The organism is Kineosporia succinea (genome assembly GCF_030811555.1).
In the GTDB taxonomy this organism is placed as follows: domain Bacteria; phylum Actinomycetota; class Actinomycetes; order Actinomycetales; family Kineosporiaceae; genus Kineosporia; species Kineosporia succinea.
Genome location: NZ_JAUSQZ010000001.1, coordinates 997741 through 1024312, shown reverse-complemented (window position 1 = coordinate 1024312; position 26572 = coordinate 997741). Strand labels below are relative to the sequence as shown.

The window sequence follows — 26572 nt, the reverse complement described above, 5'->3', positions numbered from 1 at the left end:
TCGGTGCTTGCGGACGTTCCGATCGCCGCCGGTGCGGTGGCACCGGTCGGGCGGGTGGTCGGCTCAGTGGTCGAAGAGCGTGGCCGACAGCACCGCGGTCTTGCTGACCCGGCGCTTGGCCTCGTACTGGGCCTGGTCGGCGGCGCGGAACAGATCGTTCGCGGACACCAGGGGCCACGACCGGGTGGTGCTGGCGACGCCGCACGACACCCCCGCCCCCTCGGGGAGACCGGAGGCGGCCCCGCAGAGGGCGTCGGCGCACGACAGCACGGCCTCGACCGCGTGGTTGGGCACGAGCACGACGAACTCGTCCCCGCCGACCCGCGCGATCAGGCTGCCGATCAGGGGTGAGAAATGCTGGACGAGCAGCCGAGCGACCGAGGTCAGCAGCTGGTCACCGGCCGAATGACCCGCGGTGTCATTCACCCGCTTGAGTCCGTTCACGTCGACGGCGACCGCCGAGACGCGGCGCATCGGCGCGTCGGTGCCGGCCCGGTTGCGGCCCCGGCCGTCCGGGATGCCCACGAGCCCGGCCAGGTGGCCGGGCGTCTCGGGACCGGGTGAGCGGCGGTGCTGGAGCGCCACCTCGGCGGCGTCGTCGAGGGCACGACGGTTGGCCAGGCCGGTCAGAGGGTCGCGGAAGGCGAGCTGCTCGAGGGCCTCGAAGTGGATCGCGCGGGACAGGGCGCCGGCCAGGATCGCGCACAGAGCCTCGGTGTAGGCGAGGTCGAGCGGGGAGAAGTGGTTCAGCCGGGCGTCGCGGGTCGCGTAGAACTCGCCCCACAGCTGGCCGTCGACGATCAGGGGAGCGGCCAGGGCGGTGCGCTTGCCCAGGCGTTTCAGCAGGGCGATCTCCATCGCGTCGCCCATCGGGTCGTCCACGTCGGTGACCCAGACCTTCAGGTCGGACAGCACCTGACGGGCCTGCGGGTAGTCGTCGAAGTGGTAGGTCTCGTCGGTGGGCCAGCGTTCTTCGTCGGGGGCCAGGTCACCGACGTTGATCAGGGTCTGCAGGGTGCTGGTGCCGGGCTGCAGGCGGCTGATCGAGATGCTGCTGGCGCCCAGTGCGTCCAGGGCCGACTCGCTGGCCAGCTCGAGCATCTGGTCGAGGCGGATGGACAGCCCGAGGGCGCGCGCGACCGTCGCGAGGCTCTGGATCCTCGCGGTCGCCTCGTCGGACCGGGCGGTTGCTTCGTCGGGTCGAGATGGCACGGTTGCCCGTCGGGGGTCGGTCGGGGCACTTCGCCCCGAGATCGGCACAGAAGAGGATGATGTCATCACTCGATGGCCGCTGACCTTGAGTCGTCGATCAGTAACCCGGGGACGTCGGGACCCGGGTTGGCTGGTGAGGAGCCTGGAGCGTGAAGTCATGCCTGAGCTGGCCCCCGGGAGGTGCTCCCGGGGCTGGTGGTGCTGGTGCGCCCGGCAGGATTTGAACCTGCGACCGACAGATTAGAAGTCTGTTGCTCTATCCGCTGAGCTACGAGCGCGTGGTGGGACCGCTGCGCGGGACGCCGACCTCTCGACGCCTCGCTGGCTGCCCCCGACGGTGATGATACCGGCGCGTCGGGTCTGATGAAGGGAATATGGAATGTCCGTGCCGACGTGCAACGGGTAAAAGGTGCGAACCGTACTTTTGACTGCCTGTCGCGTTGTGGGAGATTGACCTGCGCATTAAAGAAGTCGTGACGAAGAGTATTTGAATGAATGCGAAGAGTTTATCTGGCCTCTCTTCGGGTTCATTCTTGTTGAATCATCGTGAGCCGGGTCTCGTCGGGCGGCCGGTACGGCCATTCGAAGGTTTCGGCGTGGGTTCGCGGTGATCCCGGCGGTGAGGCAGTAAACATAGGGGCGGAGACCGGGTCGTTGCGGCCCTTCCTCGCGCATTGAACAATTAGTTATCTTTGGTCGACGGAACGTATTGCATTCGTCCGCCCGTGCGGTGACGCCCGGGCGGCGACAGGGAGGTGGACGGCGCTGTGAGCCCGGCACGAGATGGCCGTCGCACAGAAGGCGACGGTGCCGAAGGGGCCGGTAGGGCCGACGCGGCCGGTGACGGGCAGCGTCAGTCCGGGACGGCCGGTGCGCCGGACCGGGGGAGCGAGAGCTTCGCGCCCGGTACCTGGCTGACCGGTTCGCCGGCCCGTGCGGTGGATGTGGATCAGTTGCAGCCCGGGGTGCGTGACTCGCTGGCGGGCGGTGCTGTGGGGGTCGGTTCGCCTGGTGCCGGTTTGCCTGGTGCTGGTTTGCCTGGTGCTGGTTTGCCGGGTGCTGGTTTGCCTGGTGACGGCCTGTCGGAGGGTCGTCTGACTGGTGGTCGCCCGGAGTCTGGCTACCTGGAATCCGGTCATCTGGGGACTGGTCACTCCGAGTCCGGTCGCTCTGCTGGGGCTCGTGATGATCGGGGGCTCGTTTCGTCGGGGACGGGTATGCCGCGGTCCGGTGGGCCTGTTGGGCCTGTTGGTCGGGGCCCCGTCGCCACCGGTTCGGTGCCGGTCGTGCCCGTGGGTATGCCCACCGGGGCAGGGCCATTGCCTCGGGACGCGAGGACTTTCGCACCCACTGGCTTCCCGGGGGGTTCGGTGTGGCCGCGGCATGCTGTTTCTCCGGGCGAGGCTTCGGTGGGGGTTGATCCGGCGGGCGCCGACTCCGTGGGAGCCGGTTCCGGCGGCGCCGATCCGGCCCTTGCCGGGGGCGGGTCCGGGCGGGCCGGGCGTGAGGCTGCGCCGCGAATCCCGATGGCGCCGGTCGCGTCTGACGGGCGCGGTGTGACTGGCTCGGCTCGTGTTGTCGGCTCGGGTGGGCCTTCCGCTTCGGGGGGTGCTGCTGACGCTTCTGGTCCTGCTTCGGCCGGAGGTTCGGGCCGGGGCGGTGGCTCCGCCGCGGCGAATCGTCGGGCTGAGGCGGGCACGCCTACCGGGTCGGCTCAGAATGCCTCGGGTGAAGGCCTTTTCAAGGCCGACGGCAAGCAGCCGGACGAGGACGCCGCCCCGGCAGCGGGCATTTCGTTCGCTCCGGCCATCGGTCGGGCCAGCGAGGGGGGTGCTGCATCTGAGGTGCGGACCCCGAACGGTCTCGCCGGACGTGCCGGCCTCGCTGGTCCGGCCGGGCCGGTGGAGTCTGCTGGTGGCACGGGCTCCGGGTTCTCCGGGGGCGACAATGTCTCGGAGGCAAGTGCTCCGGGTCTCGGTGACGGCTCGGAGCCGGACAACGAACCCGCGCCGCACCGTGGCCCGTTCGCGCCGGCTGTTCCTGCGGCACCGGTCGTGACCCCGCCCGGAAACGGCCCCGGTTCTCCGGGCCGCCTCGAAGCGAGCCCGGGTCCCGGTGAGATGGCCGATCCTCGGACGACGGTTACTGATGTGGCCGGTGCTTCTGGAACCGATCCTCGTGCGTCCGCGCTTCGTGCCGCCGTGCCGGGTGCCCCGGCCGGGGCCGAACGACGGCCGGGCGGTTCCGGGATTGCCGGTGGAGTCGCCGGTCCCGGCGCATCGCGGGTTCCCGGCCGGACCGGTGTCTCTGGTTCCTCCCGCCCGACCGGTGCTGCATCTTCCGGCGCGGCACCGGGTTCTGGCTCGTCCCGCGTGGGTTCGTCCGGTGGGACTGGGGCTTCCGGGGCTTCCCGGGCTTCCGGGGCAGCCGGGGCACGCGGTGCCGGTCGCAGCGCTGCCGGTCGCGGAGCGGGTGGAGACGCAGGAGCCTCTGCGAGCACCGGCGGTTCGCCGCTGCCCAAGCGCCTGGCAGCCGTCGAACGGCTTCGCACCCAGGTGGCCACGCTGTCGCTGACGCTTGACGTGGAAGGCATCGACGCGGTTCGCAAGGAACGCGAAGACCTGCTCAGCCAGCTCGACGACTACATCATTCCGCGACTTCAGCGCCCTGATGCCCCGGCGCTCGCGGTCATCGGCGGTTCGACCGGCGCGGGCAAGTCCACGCTGACCAACTCGATCGTGGGGCGAGAGGTCACCCGCTCGGGTGTGCTCCGGCCGACGACGCGGTCGCCCGTTCTGGTGCACCACCCGTTCGACTCGGGGGCGTTCCTGTCGCAGCGGATTCTGCCGCGACTGACCCGCGTCACCTCCGAGGCGCCGGAGCCGATTCAGCCGATCGACCCGAAAGCCCCCCGTATCACTGGTCTTCGGCTGGTGCCGTACGACGGCCTGGCTCCTGGCCTGGCGCTGCTCGACGCGCCGGACATCGACAGCCTGGTGGAGACGAACCGCGATCTCGCGGTGCAGCTGCTGCAGGCGGCCGACCTGTGGATCTTCGTGACCACGGCCGCCCGGTACGCGGACGCGATGCCGTGGGAGATGCTGAGGCAGGCCGCCGAGCGGGGTGCGGCGATCGCTGTCGTGCTCGACCGGGTGCCGCCCGAAGCGCTGCAGGAACTGCGTATCCACCTGGCCACCAAGTTGCGTGACAACGGGCTGGGAGGGGCGGCGCTCTTCACCGTGCCCGAGGCGTCGCTGGAGAACGGCTTCCTGCCGGAGGACAGTGTCCGGCCGCTGCGTGACTGGTTGCGGCGGATCGCCGGCGACGACCGTTCGCGATCGGTCGTGGTGGAACGCACGCTGGGAGGCGCGTTGCGCAGCCTCCCGGCCCGTGCCCGCGTGCTCGCGAAAGCCGCTGCGGCGCAGGCCGACGGCTGGTCGCAGCTGTACGAGGAGATCGACGGGGTGATGATCCCCGCCCGGTTCGCCATGCTCGACGCGCTCTCCGACGGGTCGTTGATGAGCGGGCAGGTGCTCTCGCACTGGCAGGAGTTCATCGCCCGCGGCGATCTGGCGTCGCGTCTGGGGGGTGGTTCTGCCGGCCGGGCTCAGCGTCTGGGGGCGGCGCTCTCCTCGTCGGACACCGACGACCGGGCCCTGGCGACCACTGTCTGCGACGCGGTGACCGCGTCCGTGCACCACGCCGTCCGTGCGTCGATGGAACGGGTGCTCTCGACCTGGCGGGAACACCCGTACGGCGCGAGCCTGCTCACCGCCCGCGGGCACCAGGTGGCTCCCATGGATCAGGAGACTTTGCTCGCCAAGCCGATCGGGGAGTGGAGAGAGAAGGTCACGCAGCGCGTGCACGAGGCGCTGGCCAAGGCCCGCGAGGAACGTGCCGACCTGAGGGTGGACGAGCAGACGGTGGCGGACGTGATGTTCGCCCTGGCCATCTCGCCCGACCCCGGTCATGCCGTCTCCCCGGTGAAGGCACCCGGGGCGACCCCGGAGCCGGAAACCACGGTGCCGTCGGCCGGTTCGACGGTGGGCGCTCGCCTCGCCGTCGAGGAACTGCTCGGTGAGGGGATCGTGCGCTCGATCCTCGAGGCCGCCCGCACCGATCTGGTGATGCGCTCGGCCACGGTGATCGACGACGAGCGCCTGCGGCTGGAACGTGTGCTGGAGAACCCCGAGGACCTGGGACTGCGGGTGGGGGCGCTGCTCGATGCCGCCTCCGCGGTGAACATCGCCGAATGAGCTCTACCCTGAAGGCTCGTGAACACTGACACGTAGCTGCCCCGGCCGGCCCCGGCCGCCGGGGTGTCCGCGACGACCCTCGCGAGAGCGAGAGGACCGGCAGAACCGATGACTCGAAAGGACGGCGAGGCCAGGTGACCGACGTGATGGGGCGGGTTGCCGCACTGTCCGCGGCGCTCGACTGCGGAGGGCCCTGGCTGCCGCCGGAATCCGTGCAGAAGACCCGTGACCGCATGGAGCACGTGGGCCACCGGCTCGACCTCGGCACGGAGCACACCGTGGTGGCTCTCGTCGGTGCCACCGGTGGCGGCAAGTCCAGTCTCTTCAACGCGATCGCCCGGATGGACATCGCGCAGGTCGGGGCCCGTCGGCCGCTGACCACGTCGCCGATGGCCTGTGTCTGGGGTGAACTCGGCTCGCAGACCCTGCTCGACTGGCTGCAGGTGCCGGAAGACCGCCGGATCAGCCGGGAATCGGTGCTCGACGCCGACGACCAGGCCGCTCTGCACGGCCTCGTGCTGCTCGATCTTCCCGATCACGACTCCACCGAGGCGGTGCACCGGGTCGAGGTCGACCGGCTGGTGCGCATGGTCGACCTGATGATCTGGGTCGTCGACCCGCAGAAATACGCGGACGACTCGCTGCACTCCGGCTACCTGCAGAAGCTCACCAGTCATGACGGCGTGATGCTCGTGGTGCTCAACCAGGTGGACAAGCTCAGCGCCGCCGAGGTCGAGACCTGCGTGACCGACCTGCGGCGCCTGCTCGATAACGACGGCCTCGCCCGGGTCGGCATAGTCCCCGTCTCGGCCAGCCGCGGTGACGGGGTGGACGAGTTGCGCACGCTGCTCGCCGATGTCGTGCAGGACCGGTTCGCGGTGATCGAGCGCATCGAGAGCGACCTGGACATCGCGGCCGAGGAGATCGCCGGCGGCCTCGCCGCGTCCGAACCCGGTGGTGGGCAGCCGATCTCGCAGGACAAACTGATCACCGAGCTGGCTGCGGCCTCCGGGATCTCCGCCCTGCTCGACGTGCTCGGCGCGGAATACCGGCGCCGGGGCCGGGAGAAACTCGCCTGGGCGCCTGCCGTGTGGGCCGGCCGGATCGCTGCCTCGCGGGGCAGGAGCGCCGGTGCCGCCGAGGTTCAGCTGCGCGCGGAGACGGCTTCGCTGAAGGCCCTCGCGTCGCCCTCGCAGCGCCCCGCCGTGCGGCTCGCGGTCGAGGCCATGCTCGCCGACAACGCCGACCCGCTGCCCGAGCGCTGGGCCGAGCAGATGCGCACCCTGGTCGCCCGTGCCGGTGACCCCTCGGTCGCTCCCGAGGACGCGCTGCTCCCCGGGGCGGCCACGATGTCGGAGTCCCCGCTGCGGCCCGTCTCGGCGATCGGCCGGGCTGAGCAGAGCGGCACGCACACGAGAGGACGGCACACCCCGGCCTATGGCCTGCCCACGCTGAAGGGTGGGACCGCCCCCGACCCCGACGGCCTGGCCCGGGTGCTGGACAGCCGTCTCGCCGCCGTCGACCTGCGCTTCACCCCGCCGTTCTGGTGGCACGCGGGGCAGGTCGCCCAGCACGTGCTCGGCGCCGTCGCCGTGGTCGGGCTGCTCTGGATGGCTCTGTACGGTCTCTTCGACGCGATGGGGCAGGAGCTGCCCGGAGCCCTGGGGACGTTCCCGCTCGCCGTCGCGGCCGGAGTCGGCGGCCTGGTCGCCGGGTTGCTGCTGAGGCTCTTCTCCCGCTGGTGGCTGGCCGGGGGAGCCGCCCACCGCCGGGACGAGCTGCAGGGGCGCCTGCGGGATGCGGTTGCCGACGTCGCCACCCTGCGGGTCGTCGCCCCGATCCGGTCGGTGCTCGCCCGGCACCGGGAGACCCGCCAGGTGCTGCTCGGTGAGCGCGCTCCCTCGGACGGCCCGGCCGACCATCCCCAGGGCGCGGGCCGCGCCGACGACCCTCCGCAGGAGAAGAGCGGCGAGCCGGTGGCTGCGCTCTCCAGCTGAAACCCCTCGCGGGGCGCACGTGTTCATGCCCCGATGGTGAACCGCCCGGCCCGCCCGGATCCAGTCGACGGGCGGGCCTGTGGACAGACCCGGGTTCGTATGGTCCACAGGTCTGTACGAACCGGGGTTTGTCCACAGGCGGGCCTCCGGGACTTCGGTCCGATGGGGCCGGGGGCGAATCTGGATCCCTGTTCGGGCAACCGGCCCGGCGATCACCGGTCGATCCGGCCGGCGGGCGAAAGGGGTCTTCGATGAACGACATCCAGGTGGTCCTGCGCGGGAACATCGCCAGTGACCCGCGATTCATCACGTTCGACGACGGCAACTGTGTGACCAGTTTCCGGCTCGCTTCCACGTCGTCGTGGTACGACCGGGAGCGCGAGACCTGGGTCGACCGGCGCACCACCTACGTGAGTGTGAACTGCCGGCGGATCCTGGCCAAGAGCGCCATGCAGAGCCTGCACAAGGGGCATCCCGTGGTGATCACCGGCCGGCTCTGGGAGCGGAGCTGGACCAAGGACGACCGGGCCGGCCGCACCCTCGAGGTGGAGGCCGAGACCGTCGGCCACGACCTGACCTTCGGGGTCTCCGCGTTCACCCGATTCCCGCGTAACCGTCACGTGGGTGAGGAACTCGCAGCACGTGAGGGGCGCCCCGTCGACGAGACCGACCCGGCGGCCGCGGCTGTCTACGGTGCCGTGCGCGAGATCGGGGAGCCGATGGCCGACGTCACCGGGTTCGAGGTCCTCGAGGATGGCGCGGATCTGGACGAGGAGACCGTTTCCGGCGGGAAGGTCTCGGCGCTGGGATAGCCGTCGCGGTCCGGCCCGGGCCAGGCCGTGCGTGAGTGCGGGTGACGTTGAGGCAGGATTCCGGTCATGAGCTCTGCGCACACAACCGGTCGTGACCTCGGCGCCCGGGCCCTGGGCATCGGTGTCGGGGTACTGGCGGACGCGGTGTTCGGGGATCCTCGTCGAGGTCATCCGGTCGCGGTGTTCGGGACGTGGGCGGGGCGACTCGAGCGGCGCCTGTACCGGCCCGACCGGGCCGCGGGTGTTCTCTATGCGGCTGTCGCGACCGGTGTTCCGGTGGCACTGGCGGCCGGGCTGGACCGGTGCTGTGCCGGCCGTCCGGTCGCCCGCGCCCTGCTGACGGCTCTGGCGACGTGGACGGCTCTCGGCGGCACCAGCCTGGCCCGTGAGGGCTCACGGATGGCCGACGCCCTGGAGAGCGGTCGCACACCTCAGGCCCGGGAGCTGCTCACCCACCTGTGTGCGCGTGACCCGTCTCGACTGGAACCGCCCGAGCTGGCGCGGGCCACGGTGGAGTCGCTGTCCGAGAACACGTCCGACGCGGTGGTGGCGCCCTTGTTCTGGGCCGCGGTGGCCGGGCCGGCCGGGGTGATCGGCTATCGGGCGGTCAACACGCTGGACGCGATGGTGGGCTACCGGTCGGAGCGGTACGAGCAATTCGGGTGGGCCTCGGCCCGGGTGGACGACGTGGTCAATCTGGTGCCGGCGCGGTTGACCGGGCTGCTGACGGTGGCCGCGGCGCCGGTCGTACGTGGTTCGGTGCGTCAGACGTGGGAGGTGTGGCGGCGCGACCGGAACCGGCATCCGAGCCCCAACGCCGGGCAGTGCGAGGCGTCGGCCGCCGGGGCGCTCGGGGTGAGGCTCGGGGGGACGAATTCGTACGGGGGGCAGGTGGAGTCGCGTCCGGTGATGGGGGAGGGCAACCGGCTTCCCGAGGTGGCGGACGTGCGGCGGGCGGTGACCCTCGGGCGGAGCGTCGGTGCGATGGCGGCCGTGCTCTGCGCGGGGGCGGTCGCCGCGGTCTGGGTGGTGGCGGGGCGGGCGTCGACGAGAAGAAGAAGCAGAGCGAGTGGCGCGATGGTCGGGACGAACAGGGGGACGCGATGAGTGGCGTGAGTAGGTCGGGGCGGCCGTCGCTCCGGGGCGGGTTGATGATCGCCGGTACGACCTCCGACGCGGGCAAGAGTGTGCTCGTGGCCGGGCTGTGCCGCTGGCTGGCCCGGCAGGGGGTGAGCGTGGCGCCGTTCAAGGCGCAGAACATGTCGCTCAACTCGTTCGTGACGCGCGACGGGGCGGAGATCGGCCGGGCCCAGGCGATGCAGGCCCGGGCCGCCCGGATCGAGCCCGAGGCGGCGATGAACCCGGTGCTGCTGAAGCCCGGCAGCGACCGCACCTCGCAGGTCGTGGTGATGGGGCGGCCGTTCGCCGAGGCCGGGGCCATGGACTACGGCGACCTGACGCCGAAGCTGCTCCCGGTGGTGCTGGACGCGCTCGACGACCTGCGGTCCCGGTTCGACGTGGTGATCTGTGAAGGAGCGGGCAGCCCGGCCGAGATCAACCTGCGGCACCGGGACATCACCAACCTCGGGCTGGCCCGCCCGGCCGGGCTGCCGGTGCTGGTGGTCGGGGACATCGACCGCGGTGGGGTCTTCGCGGCCCTGCACGGCACCCTGGCGCTGCTCGGCGCCGACGACCAGAAGCACATCAGCGGGTTCGTGATCAACAAGTTCCGGGGCGATCCGGCGCTGCTCGACTCCGGGCTGAGCATGATCCGGGAGATCACCGGGCGTCCCGTGCTGGGGGTCCTGCCCTACCTGACAGGGCTCTGGCTCGACGTGGAGGACTCGCTCGACCTCGAGAAAGACCGGGGACCGATGCGGGCGCCACTGGGCGACGACGTGATCCGGGTGGCGGTGCCGCGGCTGCCGAGACTCTCGAACGTCACCGACATCGATGCGCTCGCGGCCGAGCCGGGCGTGGCCGTGCGGCTCGTGCACCACGGCGCCGAGATCGCGGGCTCCGACCTGGTGGTGCTGCCGGGGACCCGGGCGACGGTGAACGATCTGGCCTGGCTGCGCTCGACCGGGCTGGCCGACGCGATCGTGGCGCACGCCGGCGCTGGTCTGCCCGTGCTCGGGATCTGTGGCGGGCACCAGATGCTCGGGCGCACGGTCAGCGACGAGGTCGAGTCCCGCCGGGGGAGTGTGCCCGGGCTCGGGCTGCTGCCGACCCGCACGGACTTCGGGGCGAGGAAGGTGCTGGCACGTCCGCACGGCGAGGCCCTGGGGCAGCCGGTGGACGGCTATGAGATCCACCACGGCGTGGTCACGCTGGACCCGGACGCCGGGGTCGGTGAGTCAGGAGGGCCCGAGGCCGAGGCCTTCCTCGACGGGTGGCGGTCGGGTCCGGTCTGGGGCACGACCTGGCACGGAGCACTGGAGAACGATGGGTTCAGGCGGGCGTTCCTCACCGAGGTGGCGGGCCGGTCAGGGCGTCACCGGTTCGTCGTCGCGCCGGACACCTCGTTCGCGGCCCTGCGCGAGGCCCGGCTGGACTCGCTGGCCGACATGGTCGCCGACCACCTCGACGTCGGGGCGGTGGAACGCCTGATCAACGGGGGTGTGCCGAGTGGGCTGCCGTTCGTGCCACCGGGGCGTCCGTGAGCGCGGCAGACCTGGGAACCGGCGGGAACGCCGCATGACCCCGAGCGGAGGACGGCCTGGTCACCCGAATGTGGCAGTATCCGATGCGACCCGCGCGGAGGAACACCGGTGCAGGAGGTCTGGCCCGTATCGGCCCGGTTTCCGAGTCCGGGGCGGTCCCGCCACTGTGACCGGACGAGATCCGGAAGCCAGGTACTTCGACCAGGTCCCCGTGCCCGTCTGGGCGCGGTGTGCGCGAGCGGTGGGCGTGGAGACCCGCCGGGAGTGGAGGAAGTACCGGTGCCCCCGTACCCCCTGACAGCCGTCGTCGGCATGGACGATCTCGTCCTGTCGCTCCTTCTTTCCTCGGTGGCGCCCGACATCGGCGGTGTGCTCGTCCGCGGTGAGAAGGGCACGGCCAAGTCGACGGCCGTGCGTGCCCTGGCCAACCTCCTGCCGCCGGTGGACGTGATCTCCGGCTGTCGTTTCGGCTGTGACCCGCACGCGCCCGACCCGGAGTGCCCCGACCAGCCGCACGGTCACGAGCACCACCCCCGGCCCGCCCGGCTGGTGGAGCTGCCCGTCGGCGCGACCGAAGACCGGTTGCTCGGCTCGCTCGACCTGGACCGGGCCCTGTCCGCCGGAGTGCGCGCCTACGAGCCCGGCCTGCTGGCCGCCGCGCACCGGGGCATCCTCTATGTCGACGAGGTCAACCTGCTGCACGACCACCTGGTGGACGTGCTGCTCGACGCAGCCGCGATGGGCCGGGTGCACATCGAGCGGGAGAGCATCTCGATCACCCATGCCTCGCGGTTCGTGCTGGTCGGCACGATGAACCCGGAGGAGGGCGAGCTGCGTCCGCAGCTGCTCGACCGGTTCGGCCTGACCGTCGAGGTCCGCGCGAGCCGCGACCCGGACGTGCGCGCCGAGGTGGTGCGTCGCCGTCTGGCCTTCGACGCCGACCCCGACGGCTTCGTCAAGGAGTGGCAGGACGCCGAACGGGAGCTGGCCGGCCGCATCACGAGCGCGCGCGAGCGCCTGGTGGGCGTGGAGCTCTCCGACGGGGTGCTGCGTCAGATCGCGGCCGTCTGCGCGGCCTTCGACGTCGACGGCATGCGCGCCGACCTGGTGGTGGCCCGCACCGCCCGGGCCCACGCGGCCTGGGCCGGGCGCAGCAGCGTGAGCAGTGACGACGTCCGGGTGGCAGCCATGTTCGCGCTGCCGCACCGCCGCCGGCGCGATCCGTTCGACGCCCCGGGCATGGACGAGAACCTGCTCGACGAGGCGCTGCGCGACAACGCCCCGGAAGACCCGGAGCCTCCGACGGATCCGGACGACGGCCCCGAGGGCGGCCCGGAAGGTGGCCCGGGCGGCCAGGATCCGCAGAACGGCCCGGACTCGCAGGACGGCGCGGACCCGCAGAACGGTCCGGACCACGGTGGGCCCGAAGGTGCTGACGACACAACTGGTCCCGTCGCGCAGACATCGTCGGCCGATGCTGGAGCTCAGCAGCCGTCCGCCGGAGAACCGGATCCGGCTGAGGCGAAGCCGCAGGACGATTCCGAGAACACCGACAGCCCGCGGGCACCCGCCCCGACCCAGGACCCGGTGTCGGCCACGTCGCCGTTCAAGGTCCGCTCGTTCAAGGTTCCCGGCCTCGGAAAGGGCACAGCGGGAAGGCGTTCCCGGGCCCTGACCACGTCGGGACGCACGATCTCGACGCGTCCCCTCGACTCCGGGAGCTCGAGCCGGCAGGCCGAGGCGGGACGCGTGCACCTGCCCGCCACTCTCACCGCGGCCGCGGGCCGTCAGCAGGCACGGGGCCGCGAGCCGGGTGGTCCGGTGCTGCTGCGCCGCGACGACATCCGTCTCGGCGTGCGCGAAGGCCGCGAGGGAAACCTCATCCTGTTCTGCGTCGACGCCTCCGGCTCGATGGCGGCCAAGCAGCGCATGGCCGCGGTCAAGGGTGCGGTGCTGTCCCTGCTGCTCGACGCCTACCAGCGCCGTGACCGGGTCGGCCTAATCACCTTCCGCGGGCGGGAGGCCGAGCTGGCCCTGCCCCCGACCGGTGCGGTGGAGGCGGCCCGCATGCGACTGGACCGGCTCCCGACCGGTGGCCGGACACCGCTCTCGGAAGGCCTGCGCCGCGCCTGGTCGGTGATCGGCAACGAGAGGCTCCGCGACCCCCACCGGCGTCCGTTGCTCGTGCTCGTGACCGACGGCCGCCACACGGCCGGGGAAGACCCCACGCGCATCGCCGCCGAGTTCGCCCGTAAGGGCGTCCGCAGCGTGGTGGTGGACTGCGAACGGGGGCCGGTGAAGCTGCACATGGCCGCGAAACTGGCCGCCGGTCTGGGCGGTGAGCTGATCAGCCTCGACGAGCTGCGGGCCGAGTCGCTGGCGGGCATGGTCCGCGAGCAGGTCACGAACGCCGGTGCGCCGGGCACCTCTCGCGCCACCCGCACCTCCCACACTTCCCGCACCGAACGAAGGATCGCCTGATGCCGCAGGGAAAGCCGGTCGCCGTCCCCGAGGACGGTCTGACCACGCGGCAGCGCCGGAACCGGCCGCTCGTGGTCGTCCACACCGGCACCATGAAGGGCAAGTCGACGGCCGCGTTCGGTCTCGCGCTGCGCGGCTGGACCCAGGGCTGGTCGATCGGCGTGTTCCAGTTCGTGAAGTCGGCGAAGTGGAAGGTGGGCGAGGAGAACGCCTTCCGTGCGCTCGGCCGTCTGCACGAGGACACCGGCGAGGGCGGGGCCGTCAGCTGGCAGAAGATGGGCGAGGGCTGGTCGTGGTCACGTAAGCCGGGCTCCGACGAGGAGCACGCCGTGGCCGCGCTCGAGGGTTGGCGCGAGATCCAGCGCCGGCTCGCGGCGGAGGAACACGGGCTGTACGTGCTCGACGAGTTCACCTACCCGATGAAGTGGGGCTGGGTCGACGTCGCCGAGGTGGTCGAGACGCTGCGTGACCGGCCCGGGCACCAGCACGTGATCATCACCGGCCGGGACGCGCACCCCGACCTGATCGACGCGGCCGACCTGGTCATGGAGACCACGAAGATCAAGCACCCGATGGACGCGGGTCAGAAGGGCCAGCGAGGCATCGAATGGTGACGTCCCGATGACGGCCCGGATCGTGGTCGCGGCCCCGGCGAGCGGGCACGGCAAGACAAGCGTGGCCACCGGTCTGCTCGCGGCGTTCGCCGCGCGCGGCCTGGTGGTCAGCCCGCACAAGGTCGGCCCCGACTACATCGACCCCGGCTATCACGCGCTCGCGGCCGGCCGTCCCGGCCGCACGCTGGATCCGTGGCTGGTCGGTGAGGAACGGCTGGTGCCGCTGTTCAAACACGCGGTGGCGAAACCGGTCCCGGCTGATCTCGCGGTCATCGAGGGCGTCATGGGGCTCTACGACGGCGCCGCCGGGCGGGGCGAGTTCGCCTCCACCGCGCACGTCGCCCGGGTGCTGGACGCCCCGGTGCTGCTGGTCGTCGACAGCACGGCGATGGGCCGGTCGGTCGCCGCGCTGGTCAAGGGGTTCGCCGGGTTCGACCCGCGGATCCGGGTGGGCGGGGTGATCCTCAACCGGGTCGGCTCGGACCGTCACGAGATGATCCTGCGGCAGGCGCTGGGCGAGCTGGGTATCCCGGTGCTGGGGGCGATCCGGCGTCACGACGCGCTGGCGACCCCGTCGCGGCACCTGGGTCTCGTGCCTGCGGCCGAGCGGTCGGGCGAAGCGGTGGACGTGGTGCGCGGTCTGGGTGCGGTGGTCGCCGACGCGGTGGACCTGGACGCGGTGCTGGCCCTCGCGCGGTCGGCTCCGTCACTGCCCGGAGGGGCCTGGAACCCGGACGACGAGATCGCCGGGGTGGTCGGCTCCCGGTTCGAGCGGGTGGGGCCCCGTCCCGTCATCGCCATGGCCGGCGGAGCCGCATTCACCTTCTCCTACGCCGAGACCGCCGAGCTGCTGACCGCCGCGGGCGCCGACGTGGTGACGGTCGATCCCCGCATCGACGAGGCGTTACCCCAGGACACCACTGGACTTGTCATCGGCGGAGGGTTCCCGGAGATATACGCAGAGGAACTGTCGGCCAATGAGCCGTTACGGAACGCAGTTTCGGTCCAGGCCGCGGCCGGTACGGCCATCGTCGCGGAGTGCGCAGGGCTGCTGTACCTGGCACGCTCTCTCGATGATCGGCAGATGTGCGGTGTGCTGGCCACGGACGCGAGGATGACCGGCCGGCTCACCCTGGGATACAGAGAGGCGACTGCGATGAGCGACTCGGTCATCACCACCACAGGCACCACCGTGCGTGGTCACGAGTTCCACCGGACGGCCTGCACCCCCGGCGCCGGCATCACGCCCGCCTGGGAATGGTCGGCCGCGGACGGAACCCGGCACCGGGAGGGCTTCGTCCAAGGAACCGTCCACGCCTCGTACCTGCACCTGCACTGGGCCTCGACGCCGGGCGCCGCGCTCGGTCTGGTCGAGGCGGCCCGAGGTACCGCAGCAGCCCGAAGAGAGGTCAAAGCCTGATGTCGACCACCGCAGCCTCCGACACCGGCGCGACCGACGGGCGCAGTCCCGACGAGATCCGCGACCGGTACACCGAGATCGGCCCGATCACGGGCAGCCTCCACCTGGACCTGCAGGGCACCGGCGACCAGATCATCGTGGGTATCGGCTCGCGGCGGGGTGTCGGCATCCGCGACGTCCGGATGGCGATGGGGCAGGCCCTTTCGATGTCCGGCGTCCGGGCGCGTGACGTGGTCGCGATCGCCACCGTCGACGCGAAGCAGAACGAGGAGGCCCTGCTCGAACTGGCCGATGTGCTGGGCGTGCCGCTGAAGCTGCTGCCTGCCGACGTCCTGGCCGGTCAGCAGGTCCCCAATCCGTCACCCGTGACCGAGCGGCTGGTCGGCGTGCCGTCCGTGGCCGAGGCCGCGGTGCTCGCGTCCGAGGCGCAGCTGATCAGCCCCAAGCACACCTATCGCGGTGTCACCGTCGCGGTCGGCCGGCTCTTCGCCGTCCCCCGGCCACAGGAGCAGCCCCGGCCGCACGCCAGCTACGGCCCGCAGACCGGATTCGGTCCGGCGACCGAGGCCCGCGTGTACGACCAGTACGACGAGGCCTACATCGCGGAGGACCTGGGCCACCACGGCGACGCCGAGGTGGTTCCCGGTCTGGTCGACCTCGCGGTCAACGTCCGCGGTGCGGCTCCGGACTGGCTGCAGGACCGGCTGCGCGACGCGGTGGCCGACCTGTCGGCGTACCCCGATCCGCGCGCGGCCACCGAGGCCATCGCCGCCCGGCACGGCCGCCCGGCCGACCAGGTGCTGCTGACCGCCGGAGGTGCCGAGGCCTTCGTGCTGCTGGCCCGCGCTCTCGCACCGCACCGCGCGGTGGTGATCCACCCGCAGTTCACCGAGCCCGAGGCGGCGCTGCTGGCTGCGGGTCACGACGTGCAGCGGGTGGTGCTGGCGCCGCCGTTCCAGATCGATCCGGCGCTGGTGCCCGATGACGCCGACCTGGTCATGGTGGGCAACCCGACCAACCCGACGTCGGTGCTGCACCGTGCGGAGACCTTGATCGCTCTGTCCCGGCCGGGGCGGGTGCTGGTGGTCGACGAGGCGTTCATGGACGCGATCCCGGGGGAGCCGGAGACGCTCGCGGGCACGCCTGACCGCCCGGCGCCGGACGTGCCCGGACTGGTCGTGGTGCGCAGCCTGACCAAGACCTGGGGTCTGGCCGGCCTGCGGGTCGGCTATCTGCTCGGCGCTCCCGAACTGCTGCGCGCATGCGCTGCGACTCAGTCGCTGTGGTCGGTGAACTCGCTGGCGCTGGAGGCGGCCCTGGCCGTGACCACGCCGCCGGCGGCGGCCGAGGCCGAGGGGTACGCGGTGCGTCTGGCGGGTGACCGCGACCATCTGGTGAGCGTGCTCGCGAAGGTGCCCGACGTGGAGGTCCAGGGGCCGGCCGCTGCGCCGTTCGTGCTGCTGCGGGCCGGTGGGCCCGACCCGGTGGGCGTGCACCAGCGTCTGCGGGGCGCCGGATGGGCGGTGCGCCGGGCGGACACCTTCCCCGGGCTCGGGTCCGGCTGGCTGCGCGTCGCGGTGCGGGACCGATCGGTGAGTGACCAGTTCGCTCAGGCTCTGGACGCCGCGGTGCACCCGGGGCGGTAGGGGCCACGGCGGGGCCGGTCCGTGCTGCGGGGGCCGGTCTGTACGACGAGGCTGGCTCGCGGGATGGGGCCGGCCTGCGAGAGGAGGCCGGTTCGCGCGACGGTGCGGGCCGGTCGCCCCGGCTGGGCCGGCGGAGCACGATCGGGCCAGCGGAGCACGGCCGGGCCGGTCGCCTCGGCTGGGCCGGCGGAGCACGATCGGGCCAGCGGAGCATGATCGGGCCGGCCGCCCCGGCTGGGCCAGCAGAGCACGACCGGGACCAGTACAAGCCCGGGAAGAGGGCGGGACCAGTACAAGCCCGGGAAGAGAGCAGGACACGACCGGGGCCAGTACACGCCCGGAAACGCATGACCGGCAGGCAACCACAACGGCCCCGACGAGGAGCCAACACCTGCCCTGAGATCGCCTGGAGCACCGATGACCGACGACCGGCTCGCCGCAACCCTGGAAGCCATCCGACCCGCCGACCCGGCGGCCCTGGAAGCAGCCCGGGACCGGCAGAACCGCCTGACCAAGCCCCGCGGGGCACTCGGCGTGCTGGAAGAGGTCTCGATCCGCCTGGCCGGGCTGGCCGGCACCTGTCCGCCGCCCGATCCCTCGCCCGCCGCGGTGGCCGTCTTCGCCGCCGACCACGGCGTGCACGCGCAGGGGGTCAGTCCGTGGCCGCAGGAGGTCACGGCGCAGATGGTCACCAATTTCCTGGCCGGGGGTGCGGCCGTGAACGTGCTCGCGCGCCAGGTCGGGGCCGCGGTGCTCGTGGTCGATGCCGGCGTCATCACCCCGATCGAGATCCCAGTGACCAGCGAGACCAGCGAGACCAGCCAGATCAGCGAGACCGGCCAGACCGGCCAGACCGGCCAGATCAGCGAGACCGGCCAGACCGACGAGACCCGCGAGACCGACGAGACCGCGACAGCAGCGGTGACCGACGCGGTCGAGGTGACCGACGCGTCCACCATCAAGCCCGGCGACCGCCCCAAACTGCTGCGCGCCGCCGCCCGCCGCGGCAGCGACGACATCTCGGTCCGCCCGGCCATGACCCGCGAGCAGGCGATCCAGGGCCTGGCCAGCGGCATCGCGATCGCCGGCCAGCTCGCCGACACGGGCTACCGCTGCCTGGTCGCAGGTGACATGGGCATCGCCAACACGACCGCGTCCGCCGCCCTGATCGCCGCGTTCACCGGCGCCGACCCCACCGACGTCACCGGTTACGGCACCGGCATCGACGCCGACGCCCACCGGCACAAGGTCGGCGTCGTCCGGGTCGCGCTGGCCCGCCGCACGGCCGAGGCCGAGAGCGAGAACACCGAGAACGACCCGATCGCCATCCTGTCCTCGCTCGGTGGCCTCGAGCACGCCCAGATCGCCGGCTTCATCCTCGGCGCGGCCGCCCGTCGGGTGCCGATCGTGCTCGACGGCGTCATCGCCGGGGCGGCCGCCCTGGTCGCCGTCGCGCTGGCCCCTGCCGCCGTCGACGCCTGCCTGGCCGGTCACCGCTCCGCCGAACCCGGCCACGCGATCGCGCTCGACCATCTGGCCCTCACCCCGCTGGTCGACCTCGAACTGCGTCTGGGCGAGGGCAGCGGCGCGGTGCTGGCCCTGCCGCTGGTCCGTTCGGCTGTCGCCGTCCTGCGTGAGATGGCCACGTTCGACGCCGCGGGCGTCACCGAGAAGAGTTCCTGAGACAATGCCGCAAGTGGACAGGCCCTACATCGCCGGCCTCGACCTGACCGGCCGCCGGGTCGTCGTGGTCGGAGGCGGCACCATCGCCCAGCGGCGCCTCCCGGCGCTGCTCGACGTCGGCGCGCGCATCGAGCTGATCGCGCCCGCGGTCACCCCCGCCATCGAGGGCATGGCCGGGGCCGACGAGATCGTCTGGGTCCAGAGACGTTACGAACCGGGCGATCTGGCCGGTGCGTGGTACGCCATGGCCGTCACCGACGATCCGACGGTCAACGCCGCCGTCGCGCAGGAGGCCGAGGAACAGCGGGTGTTCTGCGTGCGCGCCGACCGCGCCGCGGGCGGCAGCGCCTCGACCCCGGCCAGTGGTGAGTGGCACGGGCTGCGCATCGCCGTCGCCAGCGAGTCGGTCGGCCCGGGCTCGGCGCACGGGGCCGACCCGCTGCGGGCCGCCGTCGTCCGCGACAGCCTGCTCGAATGGCTGCGCTCCGGCGCCGGCGACCGCATCCTCGCCGAGCGCAAGCAGGACACCCGGGCCCAGAAGACGCAGAACCCGAAGCTCCCCGGTGTCGCCCTCGTCGGCGGCGGGCCGGGCGATCCCGACCTGATCACCGTGCGCGGCCGCCGCCTGCTCGGCCAGGCCGACGTGGTGGTCGTCGACCGGCTCGGCCCGCGCTCGCTGCTGCCCGAGCTCAGCCCCGACGTCGAGCTCATCGACGCCACGAAACTGCCGCGTGGCCGGTCGATGTCGCAGGAGGCCATCAACGCGGCCCTGGTCGAGCACGCCCTGGCCGGCAAGTTCGTGGTGCGGCTCAAGGGCGGCGACCCCTACGTGTTCGGGCGCGGCTCCGAGGAGCTCGAGGCGTGCCTCGACGCCGGGGTGCCGGTGCAGGTCGTTCCCGGCCTGAGCAGCGCCATCTCGGTGCCCGGGCTGGCCGGTATCCCGCTCACCCACCGCGGCGTCGCGCACGAGGCCGTCATCGTGTCCGGTCACCTGCCGCCCGACAATCCCGACTCGCTCATCGACTGGACCGCCCTGGCGAAACTGCACGGCACGATCGTCGTGCTGATGGGCGTGGCCAACCTGCCCGCCATCGCCCGCACACTCGTCGAGCACGGCCGTGACCCGCTCACCGGCGTCGCCGTGATCCAAGACGGTTCGATGCCCGCCGAGCGCGTCACCGTCTCGGACCTGGCCGGGATCGGCGAGGTCGCCGAGCGCGAGAACATCCGCCCGCCCGCGATCATCGTGATCGGCGACGTCGTGGGCCGGCGCCCGAAGGAGCCCGGGAACGGGTAGGCAGAAACAGCGTGCAACCAGAAACGGGGAGTCTGGATGAGCGAGATCGCGGACGTGCTGGTGGTCGGAGCGGGACCGGCCGGGGCGAGCGCCGCCCTGGCCGCGCTGCGGCAGAACCCGGAGGCCGACGTGCGCCTCCTCGATCTCGCCGACTTCCCCCGGGACAAGGCCTGCGGCGACGGCATCGCCCCGCACGCCCTGACCGAGCTGGAACGTCTCGGTGTGCCGCGCGCCGAGATCACCCGGGGCCACGGCCCGATCCGCACCCTCGACCTGCGTTCACCGGCCGGCGTGCGGCTCGAGGCCCACCCGCACGACGCCATGCACGTGATCCCGCGCACGGTGTTCGACGCCCGGCTGGTGCAGGCCGCCCGGGCGAAGGGCGCGACCCTGGTGAAACACCGTGCCCGGCACCTGAAGACGCACGACGGTTACGTGAGCGTCGACGGCGAGCACGCCGGCCGCACCCTGATCGTGGCCGACGGCGCCAACTCCACCCTGCGCCGCGCCCTCGACATCCCGCGCAACGGCGACCAGCACCTCGCCGTGGCCATCCGCGGTTACGCCCCCGAACGCCCCACCGACCACGTCGAGCCCACCCAGCTCATCACGATGCAAGACTCCTGGCCCGCCTACGCCTGGTCGTTCCCCCTGGCCGACGGCAGCGGCACCGCGAACATCGGTTACGGGCGCCTGCGCTCGCAACTGCGCACCCGTCACGACGCGACGCACCCCGGTCCGGAAGCAGCCGGACGGCAAGATCTCGAGGACGAGCTCGAACGACTCCTCCCCGGCCAGCCCGCCGAGGGCCTTCGCGCCCATCACCTGCCGCTGTCGACCTGGCGCCCGCACCAGCCCGACGGCCGCGTGCTGCTGGTGGGCGACGCCGCGTCCCTGGTCAATCCGCTCACCGGCGAGGGCATCTTCTACGCCGTGCGCTCGGGGCGCCTGGCCGGGGAAGCCGCCGTCAGCAGCGACGACCCGGGCCGGACCTACCGCGAGGCCCTGCACGCCGCCCTCGGCCGTCACCTGCGGCAGACCACCTGGCTGGCGAACCTGAGCCGGCGCCACCACACGATGGACGCGGCGATGGACGCCGCCCGGGCCCGCCCCGAGACCATGCACCGCCTCATCGACCTGGGCCTGGGCGACGGCCTGATCCCGAAACGGATGGTGCCCCGGGTGCTCGCGCACTACGCCCGGCGGCGACTGGTCAGTCGGCCTTCCAGTACGGATCCCGCCCGGTGAACGCCACCAGCTTCTCGAGGTCGGCGGCCGAGTCCGGCACCGGCACGGCGTAGCCGAAACTCTTCGACGGGCCCCGGAAATCGTCGGTGAGCATGTTCGGCATGAACGCCAGTGCCGCGGCCGCCGCCTCGGCCGGCGGGTGCCACGGCAGACCGGTGGCCCGAGCCAGGTCGTGCCCGTGCACCAGGTATTCGCTCAGGCACATGTTCAGCCCGATCACGCCCGGCATCGGGTCGCCGAACATCGCCACCGGCTCGTCGGCCACCCCGGCCTCGATGCCCGACGCGAACCGGCGACGCGCGTCACGGATCACCTCGGCGGCCTCGGCCGGGTCGGCCGGGGCCTCGTAACCGTCGACGTCCGGAGCCGGGACGCTGGACGCGGGCCGCTCGAAGACGCCCGCGAAGAACTGTGCCCAGGCGAGGGTGTGACTGCGCAGCAGAGCCACGTCGAACTCGCTGCACGGCGTGGGCCGGGCGAACTGCGAGGGCTGGATCTGCCCCACCAGATCGGCCAGCTGATCGAGAACGGCCAGCAGGTGCGGGCCCGGGTTCTGAGTCATGAAAGCCAAGGTAGAGGGCACCACCGGCGCTCTCTTGAAGAACCGCGCCATACCCTCGGGTCATGAAGAGCGTCGACCAGGACAGCCGAGGCATCATCGAGCCCTCGGAGTTCAGGCGTCGCTACCAGCTCAACCGTCACCCGGCGGGGGATGCCCTGGAGGGCCTCGTCAGCTGGTTCTGGGTCGTCACCTGGGCCCTGCCGCCAGGCGCCACCCACACTCAGGAACTCCTGACCCACCCCTGCGCCAACCTCTACGTCACTCCCCAGGAACCCCCAGAGGACCCAGAGGGCCAAAAAGCCCCAGAAGACCGAGAAGACCAGGAAGACCCACCAACCGTCGCCGAACTCGAAGGCGTCCTCCTCCACCGCTCCAGCCGTCGCCTGGCCGGCGAGGGCATCTGCGTCGCAGCCATGACCACCCCCGGCGGCCTCGGAGCGTTCCTGGACAGCCCCGCGTCCACCTACAACGACCGCACCGTCCCCCTGACCCAGGCCCTCGGCACCGACGACGCCCGCCTCATCGAGGAGATCCAGGCGGCCGACGACGAGAGCGCCAAGGTGGCCGTGCTCCGCCGCACCCTCGAGGCCCAGGTGCGACCGCACCGCACCGGCCCCGCGCGAACGGTGGCGGCCGCCGCGCGACTCGCGGAGACCGACCGCACCATCCGCCGGGTGGAACAGCTCGCGCGGCAGTCGGGTACGAGCGTCCGTACGCTGCAACGACTTTTCGCCGAGTACGCCGGGGTCTCACCGACCTGGGTGCTGCGCCGCTACCGGCTGCTCGACGCGGCCGAGTCGGTGCGTCACGGGGAACCGGTGAGGTGGGCCCGCGTCGCCACCGATCTCGGCTACAGCGACCAGGCCCACCTCGTCCGGGACTTCAGCGCGGCGATCGGCAGCACCCCGGCCGCCTACGCCAGCGCCCAGGCCACCTGACCTCCGGACCAGAAGCCCTATTTCCCCTCGAGATCACCCTCCGTGCGCAGGAACACCTCACGCAGCGCGTCGAGCATCTCCGGCGACGGCTCCGCCCACAGTCCCCGCTCGGCCGCCTCCAGCAGACGCTCCGTGATGCCGTGCAGCGCCCACGGGTTGGAGTCGTTCATGAACTTCTGCACCGACTCGTCGAGCACGTAGGTCTCGGCCAGCTTGCCGTACATCCAGTCCGCCACCACACCCGTCGTGGCGTCGTAGCCGAACAGGTAGTCGACCGTCGCCGCCATCTCGAAAGCGCCCTTGTAACCGTGCCTCTGCATGGCCGCGATCCAGCGCGGGTTGACCACCCGGGAACGGAACACCCGCGAGACCTCCTCGTGCAGCGTGCGCGTGCGCACGGCCGAGGGGTGGGTGCTGTCGCCGATGTAGGCCTTCGGGGCGGAACCCGTCAGCGCCCGAACCATCGACACCATGCCACCGTGGTACTGGAAATAGTCGTCGCTGTCGGCGATGTCGTGCTCGACACTGTCGTAGTTCTTGGCCGCCACGGCAATCCGCCGGTACGACGTCTCCATGTCCGAACGAGCCTCACGCCCGTCCAGCCCGCGCCCGTACGCGTATCCGCCCCAGACCGCGTACACCTCGGCCAGATCCGCGTCGTCCCGCCAGGTGCGGGTGTCGATCAGCGGCAGCACCCCCGCACCGTAGGAACCCGGCTTGGAGCCGAAGATGCGGGTGGTGGCCCTGCGCGAGTCGCCGTGGGCGGCCAGATCCTCCTGCACGTGGGCGCGCACGAAGTTCGAGTCCGAGGGCTCGTCCAGTGAGGCAGCCATCTGCACCGCGTCGTCGATCATCTGGACCACGTGCGGGAACGCGTCCCGGAAGAACCCCGAGATCCGCACCGTCACGTCGATGCGCGGGTGCCCGAGTTCCTCCAGCGAGATGGCCTCCAGCGAGGTGATCCGCCGCGAGGCGTCGTCCCACACCGGCCGGATACCCAGCAGGGCCAGCACTTCCGCGACGTCGTCACCCGAGGTCCGCATCGCCGAGGTGCCCCACACCGACAGCCCCACCGACCGCGGCCAGTCACCCTCGTCGGCCTTGTACCGCTCGAGCAGCGACTCGGCCATCGACCGGCCCGTCTCCCAGGCCAGCCGGCTCGGCACCGCGCGCGGGTCGACCGAGTAGAAGTTACGGCCGGTCGGGAGCACATTCACCAGACCGCGCAGCGGCGAACCGCTCGGGCCCGGGTGCACGAAACCACCGTCGAGCGCGTGCAGGACGGCGGTGAGCTCGTCGGTCGTCTTCAGGAGACGCGGAACCACCTCGGAGGCAGCGAATTCCAGCACTGCGGTCAGGGCCGGCACGTCCACGGACGAGGTGTCGTCAAAGCCGGAAACCACCGACTGCACCACCGACGGCACGGCGGAGACGGACCACGAAGCGTCGGCCAGTCCCTGTACCAGCGCAACCGCCCGCTCCTGGGCCTCGTCCACCTCTTCCAGGCCGTCGGACTCCGAAGACCCGGTGCCGACCGAAGCCTCGTCCAGCCCCAGCGCCTCCCGCAACCCCGGCAGGTTCTGCGACCCGGCCCACAGCTGCCGCGCCCGCAGCATCGACGTGACCAGATGCACCAGAACCGATCCCGAGGGGGCCTGGCCGAGAATGTGCAGCCCGTCGCGGATCTGGGCGTCCTTGACCTGGCAGAGCCAGCCGTCGAGGTGCAGGATCATGTCGTCGAACTCGGCCTCGTGCGGCCGTTCGGCCAGCCCCAGGTCGTGGTCGAGCTTGGCCGCGTGCATGAGTGTCCAGATCTGCGTCTGGATCTGCGGGGCCTTCGCCGGGTCGAGCGCCGACACCGACGCGTACTCGTCGAGAAGCTGCTCCAGCCGGGCGATGTCGCCGTACGAATCGGCCCGGGCCATCGGCGGCACCAGGTGGTCGACCAGTGTCGCGTGCGCCCGGCGCTTGGCCTGCGTGCCCTCGCCCGGGTCGTTGACCAGGAAGGGGTAGATCAACGGCAGGTTGCCCAGCGCGGCGTCGGGGGAGCAGGAGGCCGAAAGGGCCAGGGTCTTGCCGGGCGTCCACTCCAGGGTGCCGTGCTTACCCAGGTGCACCACCGCGTCCGCACCGAAACCACCGGAGGGAACAGCCAGATTCAGCCAGTGGTAGGCCGCCAGGTAGTGGTGCGACGGCGGCAGTTCCGGGTCGTGGTAGATCGCGACCGGGTTGTCGCCGAAGCCTCGCGGCGGCTGGAGCAGCAGCACGACGTTGCCGGCGACGATGGCCGCCAGCACGATGTCCCCGTCCGGGTCGCCGGAGGAAAGCGCTCCACCGGGCGGGTCGACGAACATCGAACCCGGTGCCGGACCCCAGGACTCGACGACCGACGCCCGCAGATCCTCAGGAAGACCGTCGAAAAAGGCGCGGTAGGTAGCGGCCGGGATGCGAACAGGATTACGCGCCAGGTCTTCTTCGGAGAGCCAGTCCAGATCCTGACCGCCGGCCTCGATGAGCCCGTGCACCAGGGCGTCCCCGTCCATGGCCTCGAAGCCGGGGAACGCACCGGCGCCCGACGAAGGACCGACGTCGTACCCCGCGTCCCTCATCGCCGACAACAGCGCCAGCGCGGACGCCGGCGTGTCGAGACCCACCGCGTTACCGATGCGCGCGTGCTTGGTCGGGTAGGCGGTGAGCACCAGGGCAATTCGCTTCGATGCCGAGGGCAGTGAGCGAAGACGGGCGTGAGCCACCGCGATTCCCGCGGCCCGGGCAGCCCTTTCGGGGTCGGCCACGTACTGGGTGAGTCCCTCGGAGTCGACCTCCTTGAACGAGAACGGCACCGTGATCAGCCGTCCGTCGAACTCCGGGATCGCGACCTGGTTGGCCGCGTCCAGGGGGATCAGGCCCTCGGTGTTCTCCAGCCAGCGTTCCCGCGAGGTCAGCGTGCTGATGGCCTGCAGAATGGGGACGTCGAGAGCGGCGAGCGCCCCGATGTCCCAGGTGGACTCGTCACCCCCGGCCGAGGCGGTCGCGGGCCGGTTGCCGCCCGCGGCCAGCACGGTGACGAGCAGGGCGTCGGCGGTGCCCAGCCGGGCCAGCAGCTCGGAGTCCGCCGCCCGCAACGACGCGCAGAAGATCGGGAGGGCGCGTCCACCCGCGTCTTCCACCGCGGTGCACAGAGCCTCGACGAAAGCCGTGTTCCCGGCCACGTGGTGGGCGCGGTAGTAGAGGACGGCGATGGTGGGTCGCTCGTCCTCCGGTTCGAAACGGCTGGAGCGAGACAGGACACCCCACTGCGGCGTGCTGCGAGGTGGCTCGAACCCGAACCCCGTCAGCAGCACGGTGTCGGTCAGGAACGAGTGCAGCTCGGTGAGGTTGGAAGGGCCACCCTCGACCAGGTATCCGTGAGCCTGCGCGGCCACCCCGACCGGAACCGTCGAGCGGCTCATCAGGTCGGCGTCGGGCAGGGCCTCACCGGAGAGCACCACCACGGGTACCCCCTTGCCGAGCAGGGCGTTCAGCCCGTCCTCCCAGGCCCGGGTGCCGCCGAGCAGGCGCACCACGGCGACGGCGACGCCCTCGAGCAGGCCGTCCAGGTCGTCCACGGACACCCGGTTCGGGTTCGCCAGCCGGTACGGCACCGAGCTCGCGCGGGCGCTGAGCAGGTCGGTGTCGGAGGTGGAGATGAGCAGGACGGGCTGACGCTCCACGGGAGCTTCTGACACGTTGACGTCCTCTTC

The 26572-nt window shown here is 71.9% G+C and carries 16 protein-coding genes and 1 tRNA gene; 13 read left to right on the top strand and 4 right to left on the bottom strand.

Annotated features, from left to right (window positions below; all coding sequences use genetic code 11):
- Positions 1 to 63: 63 nt before the first annotated feature.
- A complete protein-coding gene (locus tag J2S57_RS04460) occupies positions 64 to 1212 on the bottom strand; it encodes a GGDEF domain-containing protein (RefSeq protein ID WP_307238609.1) in 1149 nt (382 codons plus the stop codon).
- Positions 1213 to 1414: 202 nt separating this feature from the next.
- Positions 1415 to 1490, bottom strand: a tRNA-Arg gene (locus J2S57_RS04455).
- Between the two features lie 2304 nt (positions 1491 to 3794).
- Here J2S57_RS04455 and J2S57_RS04450 point away from each other — a divergent pair.
- The 12 genes from J2S57_RS04450 to J2S57_RS04395 all read left to right on the top strand — a co-directional run bounded on the left by J2S57_RS04450 (position 3795) and on the right by J2S57_RS04395 (position 21329).
- A complete protein-coding gene (locus J2S57_RS04450; RefSeq protein WP_307238607.1) occupies positions 3795 to 5468 on the top strand; it encodes a dynamin family protein in 1674 nt (557 codons plus the stop codon).
- Between the two features lie 134 nt (positions 5469 to 5602).
- Complete coding sequence (locus tag J2S57_RS04445) at positions 5603 to 7465, top strand: GTP-binding protein (RefSeq protein WP_307238605.1); 1863 nt, start codon at positions 5603 to 5605, stop codon at positions 7463 to 7465.
- A gap of 251 nt (positions 7466 to 7716) precedes the next feature.
- Positions 7717 to 8277 carry a single-stranded DNA-binding protein gene (locus tag J2S57_RS04440; protein ID WP_307238603.1) on the top strand — a complete coding sequence of 187 codons (561 nt, stop codon included), beginning with the start codon at positions 7717 to 7719 and terminating at the stop codon, positions 8275 to 8277.
- Positions 8278 to 8343: 66 nt separating this feature from the next.
- The gene (locus J2S57_RS04435) at positions 8344 to 9384 is read left to right on the top strand and encodes a cobalamin biosynthesis protein (RefSeq protein WP_307238601.1); all 1041 of its coding nucleotides are present in this window, start codon (positions 8344 to 8346) and stop codon (positions 9382 to 9384) included.
- A gap of 44 nt (positions 9385 to 9428) precedes the next feature.
- Positions 9429 to 10940 carry a cobyric acid synthase gene (locus J2S57_RS04430; protein ID WP_307238599.1) on the top strand — a complete coding sequence of 504 codons (1512 nt, stop codon included), beginning with the start codon at positions 9429 to 9431 and terminating at the stop codon, positions 10938 to 10940.
- A gap of 312 nt (positions 10941 to 11252) precedes the next feature.
- Positions 11253 to 13421, top strand: coding sequence for a magnesium chelatase subunit D family protein (locus J2S57_RS04425; protein WP_370882565.1), 2169 nt, complete (start codon positions 11253 to 11255; stop codon positions 13419 to 13421).
- Positions 13421 to 14035 carry a cob(I)yrinic acid a,c-diamide adenosyltransferase gene (gene cobO, locus J2S57_RS04420; RefSeq protein WP_307238595.1) on the top strand — a complete coding sequence of 205 codons (615 nt, stop codon included), beginning with the start codon at positions 13421 to 13423 and terminating at the stop codon, positions 14033 to 14035. Before J2S57_RS04425 ends, cobO begins: the two co-directional genes overlap by 1 nt.
- Before the next feature lie 7 nt (positions 14036 to 14042).
- Positions 14043 to 15455: a cobyrinic acid a,c-diamide synthase CobB gene (locus J2S57_RS04415; RefSeq protein WP_307238593.1), complete on the top strand. Its 1413-nt coding sequence runs from the start codon at positions 14043 to 14045 to the stop codon at positions 15453 to 15455.
- Positions 15455 to 17101, top strand: a complete 1647-nt coding sequence (cobC, locus tag J2S57_RS04410) for an Rv2231c family histidinol phosphate aminotransferase CobC (protein ID WP_307238591.1) — start codon at positions 15455 to 15457, stop codon at positions 17099 to 17101. The genes J2S57_RS04415 and cobC overlap by 1 nt, the downstream gene beginning before the upstream one ends.
- A 417-nt stretch (positions 17102 to 17518) precedes the next feature.
- On the top strand, positions 17519 to 18784 hold the full coding sequence (locus J2S57_RS04405; RefSeq protein WP_307238589.1) for a nicotinate-nucleotide--dimethylbenzimidazole phosphoribosyltransferase: 1266 nt from the start codon (positions 17519 to 17521) through the stop codon (positions 18782 to 18784).
- Between the two features lie 4 nt (positions 18785 to 18788).
- On the top strand, positions 18789 to 20081 hold the full coding sequence (gene cobA / locus J2S57_RS04400; RefSeq protein WP_370882433.1) for a uroporphyrinogen-III C-methyltransferase: 1293 nt from the start codon (positions 18789 to 18791) through the stop codon (positions 20079 to 20081).
- Between the two features lie 36 nt (positions 20082 to 20117).
- Positions 20118 to 21329, top strand: a complete 1212-nt coding sequence (locus J2S57_RS04395) for an NAD(P)/FAD-dependent oxidoreductase (protein ID WP_307238585.1) — start codon at positions 20118 to 20120, stop codon at positions 21327 to 21329.
- Here J2S57_RS04395 and J2S57_RS04390 read toward each other — a convergent pair.
- Positions 21295 to 21891 (bottom strand): TIGR03086 family metal-binding protein, encoded by a 597-nt coding sequence (locus tag J2S57_RS04390; protein ID WP_307238582.1) that lies wholly within the window; start codon positions 21889 to 21891, stop codon positions 21295 to 21297. The genes J2S57_RS04395 and J2S57_RS04390 overlap by 35 nt on opposite strands.
- 62 nt (positions 21892 to 21953) lie before the next feature.
- Here J2S57_RS04390 and J2S57_RS04385 point away from each other — a divergent pair, with 62 nt between their 5' ends.
- On the top strand, positions 21954 to 22829 hold the full coding sequence (locus J2S57_RS04385) for a helix-turn-helix transcriptional regulator (RefSeq protein ID WP_307238580.1): 876 nt from the start codon (positions 21954 to 21956) through the stop codon (positions 22827 to 22829).
- 17 nt (positions 22830 to 22846) lie between these two features.
- Here J2S57_RS04385 and cobN read toward each other — a convergent pair whose 3' ends face one another.
- Positions 22847 to 26557 (bottom strand): cobaltochelatase subunit CobN, encoded by a 3711-nt coding sequence (cobN, locus tag J2S57_RS04380; RefSeq protein ID WP_307238579.1) that lies wholly within the window; start codon positions 26555 to 26557, stop codon positions 22847 to 22849.
- Positions 26558 to 26572 lie beyond the last annotated feature (15 nt).

Bases quoted from the DNA above. Each gene is read 5' to 3' on its own strand.
- J2S57_RS04440 (WP_307238603.1), top strand. From the start codon at position 7,717: ATGAACGACATCCAGGTGGTCCTGCGCGGGAACATCGCCAGTGACCCG.
- J2S57_RS04435 (WP_307238601.1), top strand. From the start codon at position 8,344: ATGAGCTCTGCGCACACAACCGGTCGTGACCTCGGCGCCCGGGCCCTG.
- J2S57_RS04430 (WP_307238599.1), top strand. From the start codon at position 9,429: ATGATCGCCGGTACGACCTCCGACGCGGGCAAGAGTGTGCTCGTGGCC.
- J2S57_RS04425 (WP_370882565.1), top strand. From the start codon at position 11,253: ATGGACGATCTCGTCCTGTCGCTCCTTCTTTCCTCGGTGGCGCCCGAC.
- cobO (WP_307238595.1), top strand. From the start codon at position 13,421: ATGCCGCAGGGAAAGCCGGTCGCCGTCCCCGAGGACGGTCTGACCACG.
- J2S57_RS04415 (WP_307238593.1), top strand. From the start codon at position 14,043: ATGACGGCCCGGATCGTGGTCGCGGCCCCGGCGAGCGGGCACGGCAAG.
- cobC (WP_307238591.1), top strand. From the start codon at position 15,455: ATGTCGACCACCGCAGCCTCCGACACCGGCGCGACCGACGGGCGCAGT.
- J2S57_RS04405 (WP_307238589.1), top strand. From the start codon at position 17,519: ATGACCGACGACCGGCTCGCCGCAACCCTGGAAGCCATCCGACCCGCC.
- cobA (WP_370882433.1), top strand. From the start codon at position 18,789: ATGCCGCAAGTGGACAGGCCCTACATCGCCGGCCTCGACCTGACCGGC.
- J2S57_RS04395 (WP_307238585.1), top strand. From the start codon at position 20,118: ATGAGCGAGATCGCGGACGTGCTGGTGGTCGGAGCGGGACCGGCCGGG.
- J2S57_RS04390 (WP_307238582.1), bottom strand. From the start codon at position 21,891: ATGACTCAGAACCCGGGCCCGCACCTGCTGGCCGTTCTCGATCAGCTG.
- J2S57_RS04385 (WP_307238580.1), top strand. From the start codon at position 21,954: ATGAAGAGCGTCGACCAGGACAGCCGAGGCATCATCGAGCCCTCGGAG.